Source organism: Winogradskyella alexanderae (genome assembly GCF_020166335.1).
In the GTDB taxonomy this organism is placed as follows: Bacteria; Bacteroidota; Bacteroidia; order Flavobacteriales; family Flavobacteriaceae; genus Winogradskyella; species Winogradskyella alexanderae.
In genome coordinates this window covers 18,487-42,969 of record NZ_JAIUJR010000004.1, presented here as the reverse complement: position 1 = coordinate 42,969, position 24,483 = coordinate 18,487, and the positions used below count along the sequence as shown (strand labels likewise).

Below are 24,483 nucleotides of genomic sequence, written 5' to 3'. Positions count from 1 at the left end.
CACTATTTATAAATAAAAACCGCTTCAGTTTTGAAGCGGTTTTATTGTTTTAGAAAAATCTATTCATCTCTCTTATTGTCTCTTGGCCTGCGATCGTCCCTGCGATTGTTGCGGCCTCTGTTGTCCCTTCCGCGATTATTATTGTTATCTCGTTTTGGTCGTGGTTGCCATCCTTCTGGTTTTGGTAATATTGCCTTTCGTGAAACTTTTTCTTTTCGTGTTTTAGGATCTATACCAAAATACTTAACGTCAAATACGTCTCCCATGTTAACAACATCGGATACGTTTTCCGTGCGTTCCCATGCTAGTTCACTTACGTGCAGTAAAACTTCATTACCAGGCGCTTCTGTATATTCTACAACAGCACCAAAGTCTAACATCTTAATAACCTTTACTTCGTAAATGCTACCAACTTCTGGCTTGAACATCAAAGCTTCAATGGTCGCAATAACCTTGTCGATACCTTCTTGATCTGTACCCAAAATTTCTACAATTCCTTCTTCCGTTACAGGATCCTCATTAATTACTATAGTAGTATTTGTTTCTTTTTGCAACTCTTGAATTACTTTACCTCCAGATCCAATAACAGCACCTATGTATTCTCCAGGAATAATCTTAGTTACCATTTTTGGTGCATGAGGTTTAACGTCTGCATTTGGCTCTGCAATGGTATCTGTTAATTTTTCTAAAATATGTAAACGGCCATCTCTTGCCTGCATCAGAGCTTTTACTAAGATTTCATAAGAAAGTCCCTTTATTTTAATATCCATTTGAGTAGCTGTAATACCATCTGCGGTACCAGTTACTTTAAAATCCATATCACCTAGGTGGTCTTCATCACCCAAAATATCAGATAACACTGCATAGCGGTCACCATCTGAAATAAGTCCCATCGCTATTCCAGAAACAGGTTTCTTTAATTGAACACCTGCATCCATCAAGGCCATTGTACCAGAGCAAACGGTTGCCATAGAAGAAGAACCATTAGATTCCAATACTTCAGAAACCACACGTACTGTGTAAGGACAATCGTCGGGAACCATACCTTTTAAAGCACGTTGCGCTAAATTACCATGACCGACTTCTCGTCTTGAGGTACCTCTAATTGGTCTTGCCTCACCTGTGGAAAATGGAGGGAAATTATAATGCAAGTAGAACCGTTCTTCACCCTCAAAAGAAGGCATATCTATAACATTAGCTTCTCTACTGGTACCTAAAGTTACTGTGGCTAGTGCTTGTGTTTCCCCTCTTGTAAAAATTGCTGAACCATGTGTTGAGGGTAGGTAATCTATTTCACACCATATTGGCCTAATTTCATCTGTCTTGCGTCCATCTAAGCGTAAGCCCTCATTAAGGGTTAAATTTCTGATAGCTTCTTTCTGTGCCTTAGCAACATATTTATGAATAAGTTTACCTAGTTCGTCTTGCTCTTCCTCTGAAAATGATTCAAATACGGCTTCTTTTATTTCACTAAAGGCAGCACCTCTTTCATGTTTGGAAGAACCGGCCTTTGCGATGGCATAAGTTTTGTCATAAACCATCTCATGGATCTTCTTTTCTAAGTCTTCATTCTCAATTTCTGGTTCATACTCACGCGTTTCTTTTTTGCCGAAAGCTTCAGCTAACTTTAGCTGTGCTTCGCATTGCTTTTTAATGGCATCGTGCGCTACTTTGATGGCTTCAACCATTTCTTCTTCAGAAATTTCATCCATTTCGCCTTCTACCATCATAACAGAATCAGCAGATGCACCAATCATCATATCTATGTCAGACTCCAATAATTGCGATTGTGTTGGGTTTATGATAAATTCACCATTTATACGGCCTACTCTAACCTCCGAAATTGCAGTTTCAAATGGAATATCTGATAGCTGTATAGCTGCTGAAGCGGCCAAGCCTGCCATAGCGTCTGGCATAACATCAGCATCATGAGACATTAATTGAATCATTACCTGAGTTTCTGCATGATAGTCCTTTGGGAATAATGGGCGCAATACGCGATCAACCAAACGCATTGTTAATACTTCACCGTCACTTGGTCTAGCTTCTCTTTTAAAGAAACCGCCAGGATAACGACCTGCTGCAGCAAATTTTTCTCTGTAATCTACCGTTAAAGGTAAAAAATCTACATCTGCTTGATGGTAATTGGAAACAACTGTACATAATAACATACAATTTCCCGATTGTACAACAACGCTTCCGTGCGCTTGTTTTGCTAGTTTTCCGGTTTCGATAGAAATTTCCCTACCGTCACCTAGGTCAATGACCTCCTTGTAAGTTTGTGGAATCATAAAATTTAATTCTTAATAATAATGGGAACAAAAGCTGTTTTAATTAGCCTTGTCCTCGTTAAACAATGGTCGTTGTGTTGTTGTGTGTAGTAATTGTTGTGACCAATGAAAAACTATAAGTAGCTTCTTCAATTCGATTTTTAGACTCTTTCGATTGAGTATTATGGTAAAAATAAAAAAGCCACGCTAATGCGTGGACTTTTTTTATGATTATTTTCTTAAGCCTAGTTCTTTTACTATTGCACGATACCTTAAGATATCTTTTTTGGTTAGGTAATCAAGTAGTGCTCTTCTTTTACCTACTAATTTAACCAACGAGCGCTCCGTGTTATAATCTTTACGATTATTTTTTAAATGCTCCGTTAGGTGATTAATTCTGTGCGTAAATAACGCAATTTGTCCTTCTGCTGATCCGGTATCATTTTTTCCTTTACCGTACTTAGTGAAGATTTCTTCTTTTTTTTCTTTTGTTAAATACATTCTAATATTATTGTAAATGATTGTTATGTACTGTGAAAGATTTTCTTTCAGGGCGCAAATATAATGTTTTTTTGTGATTTGTGGATTTTTTCGTAACTTTTAAGTTGATAATTAATTACTTAATTATCTCTCCCCATAATAACTGAATAGCGCTTTCAATATTAATCCTTTTTTATTCATTGGATGAAAGCACCACAACTTCAAAAAAGTTTCGAAGCAAGCAACGACTTCTTAGAACGCATTTTTAATAATACATACAATGGTATCGCCTTAGTTAGTTTGTCGGGACATTGGCTTAAAGTAAATGATAGTGTCTGTCATTTATTTGGTTATTCAAGATCCGAATTGTTTAATCTAGATATAGATAATATCGTTTTTATTGAGGACTTAGGTGTCCATGAAGAAAAGTATGAAAAACTAATACTAGGTGAAATTGACAAATACAAAGTAAAACAACGCTATTTTCATAAGGATGGATCATTAATTTGGGTTTTAATCTATGTGTCTTTGGTCTATTTTAAGGCAGGCAGGCCACATATGATATGGCAGTTTAATGACATAACAAAACAAGAAAAAAATAAGGAAAAGCTTAGAGCCATGCTAAGCGTTGCAAAAGAACAAAATGAAAGACTCACATCTTTTGCACGCATAGTTACACATAATTTGAGATCACATTCTGGAAATCTTTCTGCAATTTCTGGTTTTTTAGAAGATGAATTAGAAGACATCAAGGGTAATGAAAATTTTAAACTGTTGAAAAATGCTATTCATAGTCTAGAAGAAACAGTAGCTCACTTAACCGAAGTTGCCAGAATTAAAAAGACTGATGAAACAGAAATGGAATCCCTCAATTTGTACAATTATGTACAAACCGCTATGTATAGTATTATTGCGATGGCACAAAATGCAGGTGCAATTATCTATAATGAGATTGATGAAGCATTGGAAGTAAAAGCGGTTCCAGCTTATTTAGAAAGTATTATTCTAAACTTTTTGACCAATGCAATAAAATATAGATCACTAGAGCGTACACCAATTGTAGAACTAAGTTCGTATATTCTTGATAATTATGCAGTACTAACCATTAAGGATAATGGATTGGGTATAGACATGGAAAAATTTGGCAATAAGATTTTTCAGATGTACAGAACCTTTCATAACAATGAAGACTCCATTGGAATAGGACTATTTATTACTAAAAACCATATAGAATCTATGGGTGGTAAAGTTGAAGTAAAAAGCAAAGTTGGCGAAGGAACGGAGTTCTTTATATACTTTCAAAAAGCATAATTTTTAATTTTCCATTAAACCTTTTTTATTTGTTGCGGTCTTAACACTATATTAACAATAAAAAAGTAATCATGAAAAATTTACGAGAAATCAAAAAAGGGGTTTTAAGCCTTGTGGTATTAGGTTTAATCTTTACCTCCTGTAGTAAAAATGAAGATGTTGAAAACTCGATTAATGTGGTGGAGGATACAACGGAAGTACAACAATCTGCAGAAATCGATCAAATTGACAACATTTTAGGTGATCTGATTATAGATGCTTATGAAGAACAAGAGGTTAGTGAAACCGGAAGAGGAAATTACACAGGTAGTATCCCAGAATGTGTTACAATTACACTAGTTGCTCAGCAGGGTTATAGACAAGTCACACTAGATTTTGGAAGCGAAGGCTGTCTTGTTAACGGTCATGTTTTAAAGGGTCAGATAATTTTTGATTACACCAGAGATCCTGAAGCCCAACAAATTGCCATTAACTATAATTTAGTAGATTTTTATTTCGATAATAAGAACGTCATAGGAAGCCGTTCTATATTAAAGGAATTATCTAATGAAAATGGTAACCCACAGTTTACGCACACTCTAGATATAACCGTTATTTGGCCTAATGGTGTGCAAGCCACACGAGAAGGAACGAGAGTTAGAGAATGGGTAGAAGGATTTGGTACTGGAGTATTTAGTGATAATGTATTTGAAATTACAGGGAATTGGACGGCAACCTTTGTAAATGGAAATACACACACCTACGAGGTTATTATCCCATTGCGCAGAGAAGTTATATGTGCGTATTTTGTGAGCGGTTCCTTTGATGTGCAACGTACAAACTTTGGAGGTATATTTGATTATGGTGAAGGTGATTGCGATAATCAAGCAACCTTTACGTTTAATAATGGCGTAGAAATTGAAATTACCCTGAATTAGAGGTATATTTATTTAGGTAAAAAGAGAGCTACAATTCCTGTAGCTCTTTTTTATTTTACTTTTTGAAAAACTTTTTGGTGTATATTTTTGATTTGGTGTAAAATTGAACAAAGTATAGACCTGATTCCAGAACTGATACGTCTATTGTGTTCAATCTGTTTGGCTTAAAATCAATCTGTTGCCCATTCAATTTAAAAATTGTTATTTTTTCTAATTCTGTACTATTATCTAACTCAAAATGCAAAATCTCCGAAGTAGGATTTGGATATAATCTTATTGTATTTTTATCTACGTTAAATTCGTCAATACCTAAAACACTTTGGTCCAAAGCTTCATAGAGAATAACGGTCTCGTTAACAACATTGCCTAAAAAGTCAATATCAATAATATTTGTTGATGTTCTAAAAACCAAACTTCCATTGGTATTATCATAGTAGTAATAATTGGTTTGGTCTACAGTGCCAATATTAAAAATACCTGCTACAACTAAAGAAATACTTAAGTCTGTTTTAAGTCTGGTTACACCACCACTATAGGCACCTAACCCAAAATCATTTAGATTTAAAGTTCCAAAGGCATCAACATCCGTATCAAAAACCCCAGAGAATGTTCCAGCAACATTACTTCCATTAGCGTTTCCTGTAAATTCGCCACTTGTTGCATCAGAATTCGAAAAACTAAAACTTAGAGGAAATGTACCTAATGTTGCATTATTACTAAATGTCAATGTCAAGTCACTACCTTGTTCTGCACCAGTTAATGATATTTCACCAGAGTTGTTTCTTATAAAAATCTTACTGTCAATTGGAGGCATCCCATCTGTAGTAATAGTTAATACTTCAGTTGTGTTAGGATAAAAACTAAGTTCAACAGGTGTTGGTGCAGCATTTGTATCTGTGTTGGTTCCTATTTGCGAAAGTGTCGTGAAATTCCATACTAAATCAGAGCCTGTGGCGCTCTCGTCTAAGGGAATTGACGAACTTACAATTGCATATTCCGTTTCAATGTTATTTACAAATTGATTAATAGGAGATTGCGTAAAAACTAAAAAAGGGGAAATAAAAAAAATAAAGTGTAGTTTTTGTTTCATGTTTATTGGGTTGATTAATTGCTAGTTACGAAGTTAATGGAAAATATTCAACAAAAAAAAGACCTCAGATGAGGTCTTCTAATTAATTTCTTAAGGGTTGATTCTTTATTAAATCTATGTAAAGGTTTATTTTTCGTTTTAAATCTTTTCTGTGGGAAATAAAATCCAAGAAACCATGCTCTAGTAAAAACTCAGAAGTCTGAAAACCTTCTGGCAATTCTTGACCTGTTGTATCCCTTACCACACGTGGTCCAGCAAAACCTATTAGAGCTCCTGGTTCTGCAATGTTTATATCTCCTAACATTGCAAAAGAAGCAGTTGTACCACCGGTTGTTGGGTCAGTACACAATGAGATATACGGAATTTTAGCTTCCGCCAGTTGTGCTAATTTTGCAGACGTTTTTGCAAGTTGCATTAGGGAATAGGCCGCTTCCATCATACGTGCACCACCAGATTTACTGATAATCATAAATGGGATTTTCTTTTTAAGTGCGTAGTCTGCTGCTCTTGCAATTTTTTCTCCCACGACGCTACCCATTGAACCTCCAATAAAGCCAAAGTCCATGCAGGCAATGACTAAATCCTGCCCCATAGATTTGCCGACAGCAGTTCTCACAGCGTCCTTAAGTTTTGTTTTGGCCTGCGCCGCTTTTAATCGTTCAGGGTATTTTTTTGTATCCACAAATTTCAGTGGGTCTTTCGATGTTAAATTGGCATCTAATTCTTTGAATTTATTGTCGTCAAAAAGAATTTCAAAATATTCCTGGCTGCCAATTCTTACATGGTAGCCATCTTCTGGGCTTACATAAAAATTTTGCTCTAGTTCTTTAGTATCTATAATTTTTCCTGTTGGAGATTTGTACCAAAGTCCTTTAGGAGTATCTTTTTTTTGTTCTGTAGAGGTTTGTATTCCTTTGTCTTTTCTTTTAAACCAAGCCATATATTAATGCGTTGAGGTTGAAATCAGTGATTTTAAATCACTAATCTAAGATATTAGTTAGTTAGTAATATTCACAAAAAACGTACATACAAAATTACCATATTATTGTTAATGGCAAAAAAATGTGTGTTAACATAAAAAAGTCAATCAAAAAACCCATTGTATATCTAAGTAAACAAAATACAATGGGTTTTTGAAAACAGATATGTAAATTATAAAGTGTTTACATTATTGAGGTCCTCAAATGCTTTCTTGAGTCGTTCTACAAAAGCTTGTTCTCCTTTACGCAACCAAACACGCGGATCGTAGTATTTTTTATTTGGTACATCATCACCATCTGGATTGCCTATTTGTGTCTGTAGATAATGAGTTTTTTCTTCAATATAGTCTCTTACACCACTTAAAAACGCCCATTGCATATCTGTATCAATATTCATTTTTATGACACCGTATCCAATTGCCTCTCTAATTTCTTCCACTGTAGAACCAGAGCCACCATGAAAAACAAAATCTATATGATTATGGCCAACACCGTACTTTTTAGTAATATATTCCTGTGAATTTTTTAAGATTTTAGGAGTGAGTTTTACGTTTCCAGGTTTGTAGACACCGTGTACATTTCCAAATGCAGCCGCAACGGTAAATTGGTCACTAACTTTACTCAATTCTTCATAGGCATAAGCTACTTCTTCTGGTTGAGTGTATAATTTTGAGTCATCTACGTCTGTGTTATCAACACCATCTTCCTCACCACCTGTAATACCCAGCTCAATTTCTAAAGTCATACCCATTTTACTCATACGTTCAAGGTATTTCTTACATATTTCTATGTTTTCTTCAATAGGCTCCTCTGACAAGTCAATCATATGTGAGCTATACAATGGTTTCCCTGTTTCTTTATAATGCTGTTCGCTAGCATCCAACAATCCATCTATCCATGGTAGTAATTTTTTGGCACAGTGGTCTGTATGCAAAATTACTGGCACTCCATATGCTTCGGCCATATGGTGAACATGTTTTGCACCAGCAATGGCACCAGCAATGGCACTTTTTTGACCGTCGTTCCCTAAACCTTTTCCAGCATTAAATTGTGCTCCTCCATTTGAAAACTGAATAATAACAGGTGCATTAAGCACCTTTGCAGTTTCTAAAACACCGTTTATGGAGTTTGAACCAATTACATTTACAGCTGGTAGGGCGAAACCTTTTTGTTTTGCTAATTTGAAAATTTCCTGAACTTCTCTTCCGGTGGCAACGCCAGGTTTAATATTGTGACTCATTTTATTATGATTGAATTAATAGTTATCAAAAATACACAATTTTGAAAATTATGACATTAGATTTTGCTGATAATAAGGGAATAAAACGTGAAAACGATGTCGGAGGTTTTAACTTAAATCAGAAGGGGTAATTTATACCTATGTTATAAACTGCATTCTTAAAATTGTAGTTTCTAAACCATCTATTTTCTAATTCTTGAGCAGGATCATAAGTTTTAAAACCAACATCGAATCTCAGCACAAAGAAGTCAAAATCATATCTTAAACCAAATCCAGAGCCTATGGCAATATCTCTTAAGGAATCAAATCCAGTGAAAGTGGCATCTTCATCTGTTACATTATCCAGCACGTTCCAAATATTCCCAATATCAACAAATATTGCACCTCTTAAATCACCAAACAGACTGAAACGTTGTTCTGCACTTAAATGAATTTTGAAGTTTGCTTCGTTAAACTCGTTAGTTGTATTTGAGCTGCCAGGTCCTAAATTATATGCAGTCCAAGCCCTATTGTCATTCGGCCCGCCTCCAAAGAAACTTTCAGCAAATGGTATACTGTTAGAATTACCGTATGGTATTGCTATACCGGCATAACTCCTAAATGCGAAAGTGGCATTGCGACCAAAATCGATGTATTTTATATAGTCAATTTCGGTTTTAAAATATTGTGAAAAAGCAACACCAAAAACCTCATAATTGCCATTATCATTTTTTGGAGCACCAATTAGCTCTGAGACATTGGAGAGCAAATTTCCTGCTAACTCAATGCGCCATTTAAAAATTGAAAAATCATTATCAAAAATATTTTGACGTTTGTCTTTTTTATAGTCAAAACTCGATGAAAAAATAAGGTTGTTCTCTGTGAGACGTTGTTTTCGTTCGTCTATGTTGTTTACTATAATAAAATCCTCGTCGTTTTGATTTAAAACCGTATTACCATCTAGCACATCATTAATAAATACATCGGCAGGATCAAAATTATTGGCAGGATTCTCTAAGCTCTCATTTTGATTTATATAATCAATATCTCTAGCTATATTATCAAGTCTGTTGAAAGAGTTGCTATACACACCAAAATAATTACTGGTATTAAGGTTTTTTACAAACTGAACATTAAATAATTCTAATGTATTAGTCACCGTACTTTTTGGAGACCAGTTATATCCCAAAATTCCGGCAAGGGTTTGTTTATCTAAACCAATATTTTGTTGACTCGTAGCAGATAAGTTTATTATTGTGTTTGGGGACATGTACTTTGGTATAATCTTATCTGTATTGAATGGTGTAAATAATCTTGGTAATGTTAAACGTATATTTCCACCAAACTCATTAATATCAAAAAATGCTGAAGTATCGTCAGATCTGTCCTTTGAAGCACCAATAGCAGCTATTCCTGTAACTTCCAATGTTTCTGCTCCTCTAAATATATTTCTAATTTTTAATCCTGTACTGAAGGAAAATCCTATTGTTTGAATATTACTTTGATTGATCTCAGGATCAAAACTTAATGAATATTTTTTTCGAGGTTCTAAATAGATATTTGCAGTTAATGTTGTGTCTTCTTCATTTTCGACATAATCAATACTGGGATACCTAAACATTTGAAGATCGTTTAAATATCTAGAGGTTCTGCTTCTTGCCAAATCACTATATGTATCGCCCTTCTGAATAAATACAGCATCGGTTAATGCCTTAGGTCTAAATTTTAATTTGTTCTTACTGTATAGTGTATAATCTTTATATTTTGTAGTATCAGAAATAGCCATAAATCGGTTGTCAAAATTTTCATCTGTGAATATGTTTATTTCCTTAATGGTATATTTTTTAAATGGCCTAATAATTGTGGAATCACCTCCTCGGATTGTTCGGTCTGTTATAATTAATTCAGTGTTGACTTTGTGGTTTGTTCCAATGGTGTCTATTACCATTCTGACATAATCTTGTCCAAAATAAAAGAAGCCAGAGTTTCTTATATAGGTTGTGATCCGTTCGCGTTCGCGTTCATAATTGTCTTCATCAAATTGTTCACCTTTTTTCAAAAAAGAATCCTTGCTAAGATTACTGTATAGAGCATCAATTGCAGGGGTGCTAATTAAAGGTTTTATGGAGTCTATTAGGTATGGTCTGTTCTTAACTACTTTGTATGTAACTTTAGCAGTCTTATTGCTGTCTTTGTCTACTTCATAGTCAACGGTATTATTAAACCACCCTCGCTTGGCAAAATATTTATTCAAGTTACTTGCCGTTTTTTCAGTTTTAGCTTCGTCAAAAATTACAGGAGCCTCACCTGTGCGTTTAAGCCAGCTATTAAAATCCCGTTTTGATTGTATGTATCTATCGAATTGTTTCTTTGATAACAGATTGGTTTTTCTTTTAACTTTTTTAGGCTTGCTTAGAATTTTTGCATCAATTATAGAATCAATGTTGGGTCTAGCAAGATTATAAATTTGAAGTTTTAACGGTGCCCTTACTTTAAACGGAAATGTTATTATTCCGTCCATACCAGAGTTAACCTTTTGAATTACTATATTGTTAACACGTTCTTTTTTATTTTTCTTTCCGTCTTCAAGAATTGTGTTTTCGGTAATGAGATGTTCACCCGCCTTTACACGTTTAACTATGCTACACGAACTAAAAACTAACAAAACAAAAAATAAGACTATAGTTTTAAATATAGCTTCAATTTTAATTTTCTGGTAAGCAAGGTTATTTGCTCGTCTCAATAGTTCTCTACGTTAATTTAGATATGAGTTTTGTTGTTCAAAAATTAGTCCAAAAAAGGTTTACTTTGTACTTTTCCTAACAAATGTAAAGACATTTTAATGGTTACAAAGCATCAAATAAAGTTAATTAAAAGTTTAAGCCAAAAAAAATACAGAAATCAAGAAGGACTATTTATAGTTGAAGGTATTAAAGGAGTCAAAGAATTTTTAACTTCAGATTTCGAACTCGTACAATTGTATTCTACACAATCTAATTTTGAGGTCCTAGAAGATGAAATGACAATTATATCATTCAACGAACTAAAACGTATATCTTCTTTAAAAAATCCGAATACCGTATTAGCTTTATTCAAAATTCCAATTAATACCAACCCGAATTTTAATACTACGTCTATCTTACTTGACGATATTAGAGATCCTGGAAATCTTGGAACTATAATTAGACTTTGTGATTGGTTTGGTATAGAACAGCTAATTTGTAGTACCAATACAGTAGATTGTTTTAATCCTAAGGTTGTTCAGGCTTCAATGGGTTCTTTAGCTCGCGTTAAAATATATTACCATGATTTGTTAGAATTTATTAAAAAATCAAATCTTCAAGTTATAGGAACATTCATGGAAGGTAATAATGTTTACACATCAAACATTTCAAATAATGTCTTGATAGTTCTTGGTAATGAGGCCAACGGTATATCGCCAGAGGTTGAAGCTATTGTTGACGCAAAGATTGGAATTCCTAAGTTTGGAAAACTGAAGGCAACAGAAAGTTTAAATGTTGCCAATGCTGCGGCAATTATTTTGAGCGAACTCAAACGTCGCTCTATTGAAATGTAAAATTGATAAAAATTCCTCTGGTCTGCATCGAAGCTACATTTCCGGTCCAAGGACTATTGGGATCTGAATCCCTAACAATTTCATCGTTAAAAGAAAATATACCTCGAATTGAAGGGGTAAATTTAAAATATAGAAGATATAAGTCTATACCAAAACCAATTTCATAAAAGTAAGTTCCCTTTTTCATTCTAAATTGCCCAGCACTATTGTCGTCTGGATTATCCTGATTGCTAGAAAGGTTTAATGCCGTTGAGAAACCACCTATTATAAATGGTTTAAAATTATTTATGCGCTTGGTAGAAATTTTAAGCAATAATGGTAAATGCACGTATGTAGATTTTACCTCTCTTAATAAATCGGCATCAGAGAACGTTTGGCCATCAAAATAACTTTCGTCATATTGTAAGTTTCTGGTTGTAAAAAAAACACCTGGCTCCAATCTTAGGTTCATATAGTCATTTATTCTCAAATCACCGATTAGACCAAGATGAAAACCAAAAGATTTATCAACCAAAATATCTTCAAGGTCTTGATTGTACTCAAACTTAAAGTCATATTGATTAAAGCCTAGAAAATATCCCCAAGTAAGTAACTTTTGGTCAATGTTATTGATGTTATTTGCTACTTTTTCCTTTGTAAAAAGTTGTGCATTAACGTTTTGGCTAATAATTATTAATCCTAAAATGAAAAAAAATCGCTTCATACTATGCTTTGGATGAAGTGTAAATTGTTGCCACACCCATAGTTTGTGGTCTATCCATGACATTAATAAACCCAATTTTCCTCAAAATATTGTTTAATTTCTCACCATATGGGAAAACGGATGCAGATTCACTTAAATATCTATATGCCACTCTGTCCTTAGAAAACAATTTTCCTATGGTAGGCAAAATATATCTCGAATAAGTATTGTAGCCAAATTTATAAACAGGATTTGTTGGTACAGATGTTTCTAATATTACAAATACGCCATTTGGTTTTAACACTCTCAAGATTTCGGAAAGACCTTTTTCCAAATTTTCGAAATTTCTTATTCCAAAGGCCACGGTAACGGCATCAAAGGTATTGTCGTCAAATGGCAAATCCTCAGAATCTCCAATAACCATTGATATGGTGCTATCCAGTTTTTTAGTTGCAATTTTTTTTCTACCAACTTCTAACATACCATCGCTAATATCTAGGCCAATAATTTCTTTAGCACTAGTCCTGGTTAAGCTAATGGCTAAATCACCAGTACCAGTTGCAATGTCAAGAATATTATCGGGATTGGTTTCAGCAACCAGATTAACGACCTTGTCGCGCCACTTTACATCAATGCCAAAAGATATTATACGATTGAGACCATCATATTCCTTAGAAATGGTGTCAAACATTTGTGTTACTTGCGCTTTCTTTGAAGCCTCACTATCTTTATATGGTTTAACTTTTTTGGCCATGCAAAATTTTTTGCAAATATACGTTAATAATGGGGTTATCAATAATTTGAAATTGTTATTATCTCATTTTCCAAAAGCGATACTCGCGTTAAATAATATGTATATTTGTACGCCTATTTGAAACAAATTAGATGAAAATAATTATCGCAGGTGCTGGAGAGGTAGGATTTCATTTAGCAAAATTATTGTCCTACGAGTCGCAAGAGATAACATTAATTGATACGAGAAAAGATTGCCTGGCTTATGCGGGGGAGCATTTAGATATAAGAACTATTAAAGGTGATGCGACTTCTATTTCAATATTAAGGGAGGCACGTATTGAAAATACGGCTCTATTTATTGCAGTTACTTCTTCAGAAACCACTAATATTACAGCGAGTGTTTTAGCTAAACAACTTGGTGCGCAACGTACAATTGCAAGGATATCTAATACAGAATTTATTGATGATAAGGATACAATTGGATTTTCAAAATTTGGTATTGACGAACTTATCTCACCAGAGTCTTTAGCCGCTGCTGAGATTCAATTGCTGTTAGATCAATATGGGTTTAATGATTCTTATGAATTTGAAGGTGGTGCACTAACCATGCTTAGTTTAAGGTTGTCAAGAACTGCAAATTTTGTTGGTAAAACCGTAAAAGAAGCGGCAGAGTTTTACTCGGAACTTCATTTTATACCTATTGCCATTCAACGTTTTGGTACCCAATACACCATTATTCCTAGAGGCGATACCCAATTTAAAGAAGGCGATAATGTTGTATTTATGACTTCAAAAGGGGGTGATGATGAATTATTTCAATTATCGGGAAAAGTAAAGGTTGGTATTAAAAATGTGATGATTCTCGGCGGGAGTAAAATTGGTTTTAAAACAGCGAGAGATCTTTGTGCAAGTAAATTCAATGTTAAACTAATAGAAAATAAAAAAACTGTGGCAGAAGATTTAGCAGACCTTTTGCCAAATGCACTGGTAATTTATGGCGATGGTAGAAATGTTGAAATTTTACAAGAAGAAAGTATTTCTGAGATGGATGCATTTATAGCTGTTACCGGAAATTCCGAAACAAATATTATGTCATGTTTGCTTGCAAAATCCAAAGGTGTTAAAAAAACAATCGCTCTTGTAGAGAACATGGATTATTACCAATTATCGCAATCTATAGGGATAGATACCTTAATAAACAAAAAGCTACTTGCGGCAAATAATATTTTTAGATTTATCAGAAAAGGAGAGGTAGTGGCAATGACTAAGTTGACTAATATGAACGCCGAGCTCCTCGAATTTGTTGTTAAACCAGAATCTAAAATAACCAACAAGAAGATTAAAGATCTAGATTTTCCAAGATCAGCTATATTTGGTGGCATAATACGAAATGAAGAAGGATTAATTCCACTTGGAAGCTTTACTATTGAAGCCGGAGACAGGGTAGTTGTTTGTTGTTTGCCACGCTCAATTTCTGAGGTCGAAGCGTTTTTCTCTTAATTATGTCGCGACTGCATTTAAATTATAAAATCATTTTTCACTTTTTGGGGCTATTGTTGCTTTTTAATGGTGGTTTCATGATGATTGCCACATTGATAAGCCTTATTTATCAAGACGGTGTGACCTTTCAGCTATTGTTAGCAGGACTAGTTACTTTACTTATTGGTTCATTTGCAATGGTTGGTACTAGAAATCACCGTAAGGAAATGAATAAACGAGAAGGTTACATTGTGGTTGCCTTTGGTTGGATTGTTATGTCGCTAACAGGAACTTTACCGTATTTAGTAACAGAAGCTATACCAACATTTACCGATGCTTTTTTCGAAACCATGTCCGGTTATACTACTACAGGAGCGAGTATATTAAATGATATAGAAATTTTACCAGAAGGGGTTTTGTTTTGGCGAAGCACAACACACTGGATTGGCGGTATGGGTATAATAGTATTGGCTATAGCCATCTTACCTTTACTTGGTGTTGGAGGTATGCAGCTCTTTGCAGCAGAAGCGCCTGGTCCAGGTGGTGATAAATTACATCCCAGAATAACAGATACAGCTAAACGCTTATGGCTAATTTATGTAGGATACACTGCTGCTGAAACTATTTTACTTCAAATAGCAGGTATGTCTTTCTTTGATGCGATAAATCATGCATTAAGTACACTTTCAACTGGAGGATTTTCTACAAAGAACGAAAGCATTGCACATTGGAATGATAATCCTGCCATACAGTATATCATTATGTTCTTTATGTTTTTAGCAGGAACGAATTTTGTCCTTAGCTATTATTTGTTTAAAGGTAAAGTTTCTAAAATTGCAAAGGACGATGAATTTAAACTTTACTTTAGATTTGTTTTAGTCTTTACCCTTGTGGCGGCATTGTTAATTTATTTTAGAGCAGATGTCTCCCAATCTTCAGTAATGCACCCAATGGTTTTGGGAGAAGAAGAAAGCGCAATACGACATGCCCTTTTTCAAGTATTGGCTGTTGTGACAACGACAGGATTTGTAACGGCCGATTATACAATGTGGACACCATTTCTGACTGTATTTTTCTTTGGATTAATGTTTCTCGGTGGTTCAGCAGGTAGTACTGCTGGAGGTGTAAAAGTAGTGAGACATTTAATTCTTATAAAAAATGGGTTCCTTGAATTTAGACGTGCTTTACATCCCAATGCTATTTTGCCTGTTCGTTATAATAAGAAATCAATTTCAGGTGATATTGTATTTAATATACTTGGTTTTTTCATTTTGTATATGCTCTCATTTATTATTGGCGCAGGAATATTCTCAATGTTCCAACTAGATTTTGAGTCTGCTATTGGTCTTTCTGCTTCAAGTTTAGGAAATGTTGGACCTGCACTTGGTGATTTTGGACCAGTAAATAATTACTCAGGATTACCTCCTTTAGGAAAATGGTGGGCATCATTTTTAATGCTTTTGGGCCGTTTAGAACTCTTCACAATTCTAATTTTATTGACACCATTTTTCTGGAGAAACCGATAGAAATCCAAACATTTTTTAAAATACTTGATTTTTTTCTAGACTATATTTTTACTGATGTTTTCGATGTTTATGTCTCTAAGCTAGGCTATAGTTGAGATACTGGATGTAACATTTTTTTAGTTTATCCGTCATATCTATGTAACCAATTAAAAAATAAATCATGGAATTAGTATTACATAAAGAATTAGAAAGTGTTCCAGAGCCCATTGAGGTGCCTCATTTTACAACTCATGGCATACTTAATTCTAACTACAAATCTTTAGTTAAAAACAACTTTAGAAAATCAAACTCAAAATCAATTTTTGGAATCAGGCAACGACTAAGAGCATCACAGTTTAATGTGGTAAATCATGCAGAGGTAATATTGAAGATTTCAGTATTTGCCTTAGTACTCATAGCTATATTTTAAAACTTAATAACACATAAAAAAAGCCATGACATAATTTAATGTTATGGCTTTCCTCATTTAAAAAGGCGATTGATGAAACTATATACTAGCTTAACGCTTTTTTTATACGTTTAATTGCTTCTTTAATGTTTTCTTCTGAAGCAGCATAAGAAATTCTAATGCAATTGGGACTACCAAATGCCTCTCCTGTAACAGTAGCTACTAGTGCTTCTTGTAGTAGATACATAGACATATCAGTAGCATTATTTATTTTTTTCCCTCTAATTGTCTTTCCAAAATAAGAGGAAATATCCGGAAATACGTAAAACGCACCTTCTGGTTCGTTGGTTTTAAAACCATCAATTTCATGAAGCAAACCCAAAATTAACTTGCGTCTTTCTTTAAACTTGTCCACCATATAAGAAATTCTAGATGGATCGGCATTTAATGCTGTTATTACAGCACGTTGTGCAATACAATTGGCACCGCTAGTAACTTGGCCCTGCATTTTATTGCAAGCTCTTGCAATCCATTCTGGTGCACCAATATAGCCAATTCTCCAACCAGTCATGGCAAAAGCCTTTGATACGCCATTGACGGTTATTGTCCTATCATACATATCTTCAAAACTTGCCATACTAAAGTGTTCGCCTTTAAAATTAATGTGCTCATATATTTCATCGGAAACCACAAATACGTTCGGATGCCTTTGTAAAACATCAGCGAGAGACCTCAATTCTTCTTTACTGTATACCGAACCACTAGGGTTGCAAGGTGAGCTATACCATAACATTTTAGTTTTGGGTGTTATGGCATTTTCAAGTTGTTGGGCCGTCATTTTAAAATCATTTTCAATAGAAGTGTTGACTTCCACTGGAACACCTCCGTTAAGCTTTACTATATCAGAATAGCTCACCCAATATGGGCATGGTAAGATCACTTCATCCCCTTCATTAAGTAATACTGCCGCAACATTTGATAAAGATTGCTTAGCTCCTGTAGAAACGACAATTTGCTTATGGTTGTAAACTAAATTGTTATCCCGTTTAAATTTTGTAATAATAGCATCCTTTAATTCAACATATCCATCAACAGGAGTATAACTATTATAATTCTGGTTTATAGCTTCAATCGCTGCTTCTTTAATAAAATCAGGTGTATTAAAATCAGGCTCGCCCAAACTCAGTCCAATTATATCTTTTCCCTCTGCTCTTAGTTCTCGTGCCTTTGCAGCCATTGCAAGGGTTGCTGATGTCGATAGATTATTAATTCTATCCGAAAGTTGGTTCATGTTAGTGTTGTAATAGAATTATGCTTGCATTGCAGGTTGCATACCCATTTCCTTTAAGAACTTGAAATGTGCTGCGATTGCTTTTCTTGTAGTTTTATATTCTTTGTAGGGTAAATTAAATTCTTTTGCAGTATCCTTTACTATTTTGGCAATTTTACCGTAGTGAATATGGCTTATATGCGGAAAGATATGATGTTCTACCTGATGATTTAATCCACCAGTATACCAATTAATTAACCAATTCTTGGCACCAAAATTTACGGTTGTTTTTAACTGGTGAATGGCCCATGTGTTTTTCATTGTACCATCTTTTTCTGGAAGTGGCATCTCAGCTTCATCCATTACATGAGCTAATTGAAATACCACACTTAAAATAAGTCCTGCTACGTAATGCATTATAAGGAAGCCTACTAAAACTTCATACCAAGCTAAATCAGTAACCGCTATTGGAATAACTATCCACATACTTATATAAATTAGTTTCGAAACAACTAGCTTACTCCAATTGGCCACTGGATTTGGAAATTTTCCATAAGACAATTTTCGCTTCATGTAACGGTACATTTGTTGAAAATCAGTGGTTATGGCCCAATTAATTGTCAGTAAACCATATAAAAAGATAGAATAATAGTGCTGAAATTTATGATGCTTTCTCCATTTGGTATGCTTTGAAAAGCGCAATATCCGACCGGCTTCCAAATCTTCATCATGACCGTGGATGTTTGTATAAGTGTGGTGCAACACATTATGTTGTACCTTCCAATTGTACACGTTACCAGCAAGGATGTAAATACTACTTCCCATTAATCGATTAATCCATTCTTTATTAGAAAATGAGCCATGATTACCGTCATGCATAACATTCATACCTACACCTGCCATACCTATACCCATTACTACAGTGAGCAGAAGCTGTGCCCAAGTTGGAATATCCAATGTTAAGAGTAAAAAATAAGGCGTTAGGAAAATTGCAAACATTACTATGGTTTTCACCCAAAGTTGCCAATTTCCTGTTCGCTTTATATTATTTTCTTTAAAATAATTATTGACGCGTTTGTTTAGGGTTCTAAAGAATTTTGCTGAATCTGTTCTAGAAAAAGATAGAGTCTGTTGTGCCATAAAATCTTCTATTTTTATTATAACGCAGAGGGCTCTTCTACATTGTAAAGGGCCAAAGATAATTAATTAATAACTCGATTCACTGCCTTAAAACGTTAATTTTAACCTAAGCAAAATACTGTATTTTTAGCAAAAAGTAAATAAAGTGGAATTAATACTTAAATATTTCCCTCAATTAACGGAAGAACAAATTAAACAGTTTGAGGCACTGGAAGGACTATACAGAGATTGGAATTCTAAGATAAATGTAATTTCCAGAAAGGATATAGATGAACTTTATTTAAAACATGTGTTGCATTCATTGGGAATTGCTAAAGTAATACAGTTTAAAGATGGTACTTCTATACTAGATGTCGGTACAGGTGGTGGATTTCCCGGAGTACCTCTGGCAATTTTATACCCAAATTGTAGTTTTCATCTTGTAGATAGCATTAATAAAAAACTAAAGGTGATTAATGCTATTAGCGCAACCATTGGGTTAAAAAATGTAAAGACTACTCATAGCAGGGTTGAGGCGATTGATGAGAAGTTTGATTTCATAGTGAGTAGAGCTGTTACAGCCATGCCAGAATTTAATAAATGGGTGCGAGGAAAAATAGCTAAAAAACAACGAAATACGTTAAAGAACGGCATACTATATCTAAAAGGTGGCGATTTAAGTAAAGAGCTTAAAGACTTTAAAGCCGTTAAAGCGTATTTGCTCTCTGATTACTTTGAAGAATCCTTTTTTGAAACTAAAAAGGTAATTTATTTGCCTCTAAAGTATAAGCCATAAAAAAAATCCTTAGGGTTTTTCTAAGGATTTTTTCTTTGTTGAATAATTTTTATTCTCCTAAAAATGGATACCTGTAATCTGTTGGTGTAACAAAGGTTTCCTTAATTAATCTTGGTGAAACCCATCGAAGCAAATTTTGAGCACTACCAGCTTTGTCATTTGTCCCGGACGCTCTCGCACCACCAAATGGTTGCTGACCCACAACTGCTCCAGTAGGTTTATCGTTAATATAAAAATTACCTGCAGAATTTTGAAGAGCTTTCGTGGCTTCGTCAATAGCATAGCGTTCCTTCGCTAGTACTGCTCCGGTCAACGCATACTCGCTTGTTTCGTCCACTAATTTCAAGGTGTCAGAATAATCACTATCCTCGTAAACGTATATCGTAATTACCGGACCAAACAATTCTGTACACATTGTTGTATATTTTGGATTTGTAGTAACAATAACAGTAGGCTCAATAAAATAGCCCTTAGATTTATCGTACCCACCACCTGCAATTATTTCTGCGTCAGAATCTGCTTTTGCTTGGTCAATATATTTTGCTAATTTATCAAACGAGCCCTCATGTATAACGGCTGTGATAAAATTACTCATGTCTTCAGGTGAGCCCATTTTGAATGAATTAATGTCTTCAAGCAAAAAGTTTTTTACATCACTCCATAGGCTCTTTGGTATGTATGCTCTAGAAGCGGCGCTACATTTTTGTCCTTGAAATTCAAATGCACCTCTGGAAATAGCAGTTGCTACTTGTTTAGAGTTTGCAGATTTATGTGCAATAATAAAGTCTTTACCACCGGTTTCACCAACTATTCGAGGATAAGTTTTGTAACTATGAATATTTTCGCCAATTTGTTTCCAGAGTTCCTTAAAAATAAAAGTAGAGCCTGTGAAATGCAGTCCTGAGAAATCAGGACTAGATAAAACTGTGTTTGTAATCATAACAGGGTCTCCAAATACAACATTTATTACACCATCTGGCACGCCTGCTTCTTTGAATACATCCATGATTACTTTTGCCGAATAGATTTGGCTATCGCTTGGTTTCCAAACAACAACGTTACCCATTAGTGCCATACAAGCTGGCAAATTCCCGGCAATTGCCGTGAAGTTAAACGGTGTAACGGCGTAAGTGAACCCTTCTAATGGTCTATATTCAACTCTATTCCAAGCATCACTCGTACTCTCAGGTTGTTCCATATAAATATCAGTCATAAACTGAACATTAAACCTTAAGAAATCTATTAATTCACAAGCAGAATCAATTTCTGCCTGGTGAATTGTTTTGGATTGTGCAATCATTGTTGCAGCATTGATTTTTGCTCTGTAGGGTCCAGCAATAAGTTCTGCGGCCTTCAAGAATATACCAGCTCTCTGTTCCCAAGGCAATTGCGACCAAGTCTTTCGTGCTTCTAAAGCTGTAGCAATGGCATCTTCCACATGATTTTGTGCTGCAAGATGATACTCGCCAACAATATGCTTGTGATCGTGCGGAGGAGACATGGTCCTGGTATTCCCTGTTTTTACGTCTTTACCGTTTATATATAACGGAACTTCAACCTTACTGTTAAACATGCGTTTGTATGTTTTTAAAACAGCTTCGCGCTCAGGTGTTCCAGGAGCATAAGACTTAACGGGTTCGTTAACTGCTATAGGAACATTAAAGAAACCTTTTGCCATGATTTTTATGATTTTAGAATGATTAGAATTTTGAAAGTGCAAAGGTACAATATTTCTATCAGGATTTAGGGTTAGAAACTTTATAGAAATCGTAATGATGAAATATAAATTTTGTAGATTCTTAGCTTTTTAACTTAATTTGAATCATGTCAAAAAACAATGCCATAATTCTAACCTTAGCCTATCCAGAAACCATTGTATCACATGCTGATGAATGGTATTCAAAATTTTTGAGATTCACTTTTATTGGTAATAGAAATCATGTTAGAGCAGGGCATGCAGCTCTTGTTTTAGTTAATAAATACACAGGTATATTAGAATATCATGATTTTGGAAGATATATTACCTCCGAACCAAACGGAAGAGTTCGTGGTAAACAAACCGACTTTGAGCTAGACTTTCCTTTAAAAGCTCAATTAGAAAATAACAAGATTGTTAACCTTGAAGCAATTCTAAAGTTCTTAGCTACAAATCCAAAACTTACGCATGGAGACGGACATCTTTATGCATCCGTTTGTAACGCTGTAGATTATGATCGCGCTCGTGAGCATATAAAAATGATGCAACAAAAAGAACTAATTAGATATGCGGCATTTGTAAAAGACGGTTGCAATTGTGCCCGTTTCGTTACGGATACTCTAATTGCATCAGTAAATAGTTTAAAAATAAAAAACAGACTTATAAGATCTAAATGGTTTACGCCTAGTACAATTGGGAATGTGGTTATTGCTGCTGCAGAAAGCAAGATTTATTTGCTAGATTCTGAGGGCAATTTTAAAAATTTTGAATCTTCCATTAGTAAGGAAAATAAACGCTTGTTTCTCGATACTTTGAAAGGTTATAAACCAAGTTTGGTTGGTACAATGCTTCCTCAGCATAATCAAAATAAAGCTCATCATGCCCAATGGTTAGGCGGTATCGCAGCTGGAGCGTGGTTTGAGATTTATGATTTAAAAATTGAAAATCATTATCGTTTCAGGAGGATTTCACCTTATGGAAATATAGATTGTGATGGAGTCTATGAAGTTGATCAACTAGCTTTTGATATAAATTCCCACTATCAATTTGTACATTATTCCAATTGCAAGTTCTTTCATATAGAGCAAGATGACAATCTATATAAGTTTCACTATCTAAAAAACTATGCTTTTTAATTCAAGGCGAACGGTGCGCTCAATTTAAAGGAAGGTATGTAGACTTTAAACTTACTCGCTTTTGTCAAATTGACCATATTATAATGACCTTGCATTGCTCCAAAAGGTGATGTTAAAAGACAGCCGGAATTATAGGTATGTGATTCGCCAGGTTTTAACACGGGTTTTTTGCCAATAACACCTTCGCCTTCAATAATTTCTACATTGTTAAGGGCATCAAGAATTTTCCAATGTCTAGAGTTTAATTGAACAGAATCTTTACTCTGATTCTCTATGGTAACTTTGTAGCCAAATGCAAAGTGCACTTTATAATTTTTATAAAATGTGCCTTCGAAATTAGTTTCGACTGAAATTTTTATGCCACTTGTAACTTGCTGTACCATTAATTGGAAGAATAATAAAGGCTAAAATAAGATATTTTTTCATTGATTACCCTTAAATTAGGTAAAGAGGGCGTTATATTTAACAGTTTTTTTGAAAAACGCTTCATCTTACATCCAAAAAAGATACATTTCGCAATTCGTTTTAATTAGAAATGTCTACTGAATTTGCCTCTCCATATCCAATTAACCTATCGTAACGCGCACCCAAATCCCTATAATAGACCAGTACCTTGTAATTATTTTCAGTTTGCCAAAAATTTCCACTTATAAATCCCTCATCTAAAGTTCCCGTATACTTATCTATGGCAACAAATTTATAGTTATAGAACCCTTGTTTGAGCCTAATCATACCCTCATATTTACCATTTTCAGTATTATAGAACAGTTGTGTAATGGGTTCAATAGCAAAAGCATTAAAATTTCCATATATGTGGATATTTTTATCTTTTAATTCTTCGTGAAGCAAAGAAAAATGTACCATAGTATAATCGGCTTCCACGTCGAGGTCAGTTCTGTCAATGGCCGTTATTTGAAAATTACCATTGATATCAGGATTGTACGTATATGGCCTATCCCATCTTGGAATGTTAGTAAACAAGTAACTGTGGTAAATATCCTTTAAATCTATAAACTGCACTCCCACATTTGCCGCTCTAACGTCTTTGTTTTCAAAAAACAGGTATTCATTGCCACCCCAAAATGCTGATTCTTCAACATATCTATAAATAAGCTGGTTACCAAGTGTATATTGTGGCCGTAATCCCGAAATTGAAGTATTCAGATTATTATTTTGTATAATTACTGTATTAATAGTTTCCAACGGGTTATTAAAATTGAAACTGTTTGTCGCAATTACCATATCTACAGATTGCTTTTCAGCAACAAATTTAACGTCTCGAGAACGTTTAATGTTGACACCCACATTAACTAGATCTTCATAAACCATAAATTTGCGACTAAACATTAGCTCGTCATAATCATCGTAAATTGAAATCATATAATTACCCGTCTTTAAAATTGCACGTGTTTGAATATTAGGTATTTGTAATTTGTAATGCGAATAAACTTGATAGGTGTTGAATGAATTGTAGTACTCCAGGATTCTTTGATTATCCAAACCACGAAGATATTCTGCTTTGGCTAATACGGAAGGTGTCCAATCGTAGTTAAAGTGCTCAATAACGTAATAGAAATCTTCTTCATTAGCATTTAATGCGTCAAATTCAAGTACTAATGGTTCTCCTAATTTTAAAATAGGCAATTGTCCTTGAGTCGTATTGCTTTTAAATTTTATGGTTTTTATAAAATCAGGTGGGCTAACTTCTACAGCCTGACCTAGTGCGCTTATTGGAATAATTATTAATAATAGAAGATAAATTGTCTTCTTGTTCATGTGAAAATCAATTAAACGCTTAAAGATAATCAAATT

21 protein-coding genes are annotated in these 24,483 nt (G+C 34.4%); 8 read left to right on the top strand and 13 right to left on the bottom strand.

Annotated elements, in window-relative coordinates:
- Positions 1 to 59 precede the first annotated feature (59 nt).
- Together LBU54_RS07510 and rpsO are read right to left on the bottom strand one after the other, a co-directional pair.
- Positions 60 to 2,291 carry a polyribonucleotide nucleotidyltransferase gene (locus tag LBU54_RS07510; protein WP_224527940.1) on the bottom strand — a complete coding sequence of 744 codons (2,232 nt, stop codon included), beginning with the start codon at positions 2,289 to 2,291 and terminating at the stop codon, positions 60 to 62.
- Between the two features lie 210 nt (positions 2,292 to 2,501).
- On the bottom strand, positions 2,502 to 2,771 hold the full coding sequence (rpsO, locus tag LBU54_RS07505; RefSeq protein WP_224527939.1) for a 30S ribosomal protein S15: 270 nt from the start codon (positions 2,769 to 2,771) through the stop codon (positions 2,502 to 2,504).
- Between the two features lie 183 nt (positions 2,772 to 2,954).
- Between rpsO and LBU54_RS07500 the strand changes: the two genes are divergently transcribed.
- On the top strand, positions 2,955 to 4,061 hold the full coding sequence (locus LBU54_RS07500) for a sensor histidine kinase (protein ID WP_224527938.1): 1,107 nt from the start codon (positions 2,955 to 2,957) through the stop codon (positions 4,059 to 4,061).
- A 71-nt stretch (positions 4,062 to 4,132) separates the two neighbouring features.
- Positions 4,133 to 4,978 carry a hypothetical protein gene (locus LBU54_RS07495; protein ID WP_224527937.1) on the top strand — a complete coding sequence of 282 codons (846 nt, stop codon included), beginning with the start codon at positions 4,133 to 4,135 and terminating at the stop codon, positions 4,976 to 4,978.
- A 55-nt stretch (positions 4,979 to 5,033) separates the two neighbouring features.
- Here the strand turns inward: LBU54_RS07495 and LBU54_RS07490 are convergent, their stop codons facing one another.
- The 4 genes from LBU54_RS07490 to tamL all read right to left on the bottom strand — a co-directional run bounded on the left by LBU54_RS07490 (position 5,034) and on the right by tamL (position 11,010).
- Positions 5,034 to 6,068: a T9SS type A sorting domain-containing protein gene (locus LBU54_RS07490; RefSeq protein ID WP_224527936.1), complete on the bottom strand. Its 1,035-nt coding sequence runs from the start codon at positions 6,066 to 6,068 to the stop codon at positions 5,034 to 5,036.
- Between the two features lie 82 nt (positions 6,069 to 6,150).
- The gene (accD, locus tag LBU54_RS07485) at positions 6,151 to 7,008 is read right to left on the bottom strand and encodes an acetyl-CoA carboxylase, carboxyltransferase subunit beta (RefSeq protein WP_224527934.1); all 858 of its coding nucleotides are present in this window, start codon (positions 7,006 to 7,008) and stop codon (positions 6,151 to 6,153) included.
- Between the two features lie 212 nt (positions 7,009 to 7,220).
- Positions 7,221 to 8,288 (bottom strand): class II fructose-bisphosphate aldolase, encoded by a 1,068-nt coding sequence (gene fbaA / locus LBU54_RS07480; protein ID WP_224527932.1) that lies wholly within the window; start codon positions 8,286 to 8,288, stop codon positions 7,221 to 7,223.
- A 118-nt stretch (positions 8,289 to 8,406) separates the two neighbouring features.
- Complete coding sequence (gene tamL / locus LBU54_RS07475; protein WP_224527931.1) at positions 8,407 to 11,010, bottom strand: translocation and assembly module lipoprotein TamL; 2,604 nt, start codon at positions 11,008 to 11,010, stop codon at positions 8,407 to 8,409.
- 99 nt (positions 11,011 to 11,109) lie between these two features.
- Between tamL and LBU54_RS07470 the strand changes: the two genes are divergently transcribed.
- Positions 11,110 to 11,844: a TrmH family RNA methyltransferase gene (locus tag LBU54_RS07470; protein ID WP_224527930.1), complete on the top strand. Its 735-nt coding sequence runs from the start codon at positions 11,110 to 11,112 to the stop codon at positions 11,842 to 11,844.
- On the opposite strand, the gene porT is transcribed toward LBU54_RS07470, so the two are convergent.
- On the bottom strand, positions 11,831 to 12,547 hold the full coding sequence (gene porT / locus LBU54_RS07465; protein ID WP_224527929.1) for a type IX secretion/gliding motility protein PorT/SprT: 717 nt from the start codon (positions 12,545 to 12,547) through the stop codon (positions 11,831 to 11,833). The genes LBU54_RS07470 and porT overlap by 14 nt on opposite strands.
- Position 12,548: 1 nt before the next feature.
- Positions 12,549 to 13,280, bottom strand: a complete 732-nt coding sequence (gene ubiE / locus LBU54_RS07460; RefSeq protein WP_224527928.1) for a bifunctional demethylmenaquinone methyltransferase/2-methoxy-6-polyprenyl-1,4-benzoquinol methylase UbiE — start codon at positions 13,278 to 13,280, stop codon at positions 12,549 to 12,551.
- 131 nt (positions 13,281 to 13,411) lie between these two features.
- On the opposite strand from ubiE, the gene trkA reads away from it, so the two are divergent.
- The 3 genes from trkA (at position 13,412) to LBU54_RS07445 (ending at position 16,675) form a co-directional block, all read left to right on the top strand.
- The gene (trkA, locus tag LBU54_RS07455; RefSeq protein ID WP_224527927.1) at positions 13,412 to 14,761 is read left to right on the top strand and encodes a Trk system potassium transporter TrkA; all 1,350 of its coding nucleotides are present in this window, start codon (positions 13,412 to 13,414) and stop codon (positions 14,759 to 14,761) included.
- Positions 14,762 to 14,763: 2 nt separating this feature from the next.
- A complete protein-coding gene (locus LBU54_RS07450) occupies positions 14,764 to 16,266 on the top strand; it encodes a TrkH family potassium uptake protein (protein ID WP_224527926.1) in 1,503 nt (500 codons plus the stop codon).
- Positions 16,267 to 16,426: 160 nt separating this feature from the next.
- Positions 16,427 to 16,675, top strand: coding sequence for a hypothetical protein (locus LBU54_RS07445; protein ID WP_224527925.1), 249 nt, complete (start codon positions 16,427 to 16,429; stop codon positions 16,673 to 16,675).
- Between the two features lie 85 nt (positions 16,676 to 16,760).
- On the opposite strand, the gene LBU54_RS07440 is transcribed toward LBU54_RS07445, so the two are convergent.
- Entirely contained in the window at positions 16,761 to 17,945 is a 1,185-nt protein-coding gene (locus LBU54_RS07440; protein WP_224527924.1) for a pyridoxal phosphate-dependent aminotransferase, read from the bottom strand.
- A gap of 18 nt (positions 17,946 to 17,963) precedes the next feature.
- Complete coding sequence (locus LBU54_RS07435) at positions 17,964 to 19,064, bottom strand: fatty acid desaturase family protein (RefSeq protein ID WP_224527923.1); 1,101 nt, start codon at positions 19,062 to 19,064, stop codon at positions 17,964 to 17,966.
- Positions 19,065 to 19,209: 145 nt separating this feature from the next.
- Here LBU54_RS07435 and rsmG point away from each other — a divergent pair, with 145 nt between their 5' ends.
- Positions 19,210 to 19,839 (top strand): 16S rRNA (guanine(527)-N(7))-methyltransferase RsmG, encoded by a 630-nt coding sequence (rsmG, locus tag LBU54_RS07430; protein ID WP_224527921.1) that lies wholly within the window; start codon positions 19,210 to 19,212, stop codon positions 19,837 to 19,839.
- 49 nt (positions 19,840 to 19,888) lie between these two features.
- Here rsmG and pruA read toward each other — a convergent pair whose 3' ends face one another.
- The gene (gene pruA / locus LBU54_RS07425) at positions 19,889 to 21,517 is read right to left on the bottom strand and encodes an L-glutamate gamma-semialdehyde dehydrogenase (protein ID WP_224527918.1); all 1,629 of its coding nucleotides are present in this window, start codon (positions 21,515 to 21,517) and stop codon (positions 19,889 to 19,891) included.
- A 146-nt stretch (positions 21,518 to 21,663) separates the two neighbouring features.
- Between pruA and LBU54_RS07420 the strand changes: the two genes are divergently transcribed.
- The gene (locus tag LBU54_RS07420) at positions 21,664 to 22,671 is read left to right on the top strand and encodes a DUF6695 family protein (protein WP_224527916.1); all 1,008 of its coding nucleotides are present in this window, start codon (positions 21,664 to 21,666) and stop codon (positions 22,669 to 22,671) included.
- Here the strand turns inward: LBU54_RS07420 and apaG are convergent.
- Positions 22,668 to 23,054, bottom strand: coding sequence for a Co2+/Mg2+ efflux protein ApaG (apaG, locus tag LBU54_RS07415; protein WP_224527914.1), 387 nt, complete (start codon positions 23,052 to 23,054; stop codon positions 22,668 to 22,670). The two genes, LBU54_RS07420 and apaG, sit on opposite strands and share 4 nt — an antisense overlap.
- A gap of 142 nt (positions 23,055 to 23,196) precedes the next feature.
- Positions 23,197 to 24,447 (bottom strand): type IX secretion system plug protein, encoded by a 1,251-nt coding sequence (locus LBU54_RS07410; protein ID WP_224527912.1) that lies wholly within the window; start codon positions 24,445 to 24,447, stop codon positions 23,197 to 23,199.
- Positions 24,448 to 24,483 lie beyond the last annotated feature (36 nt).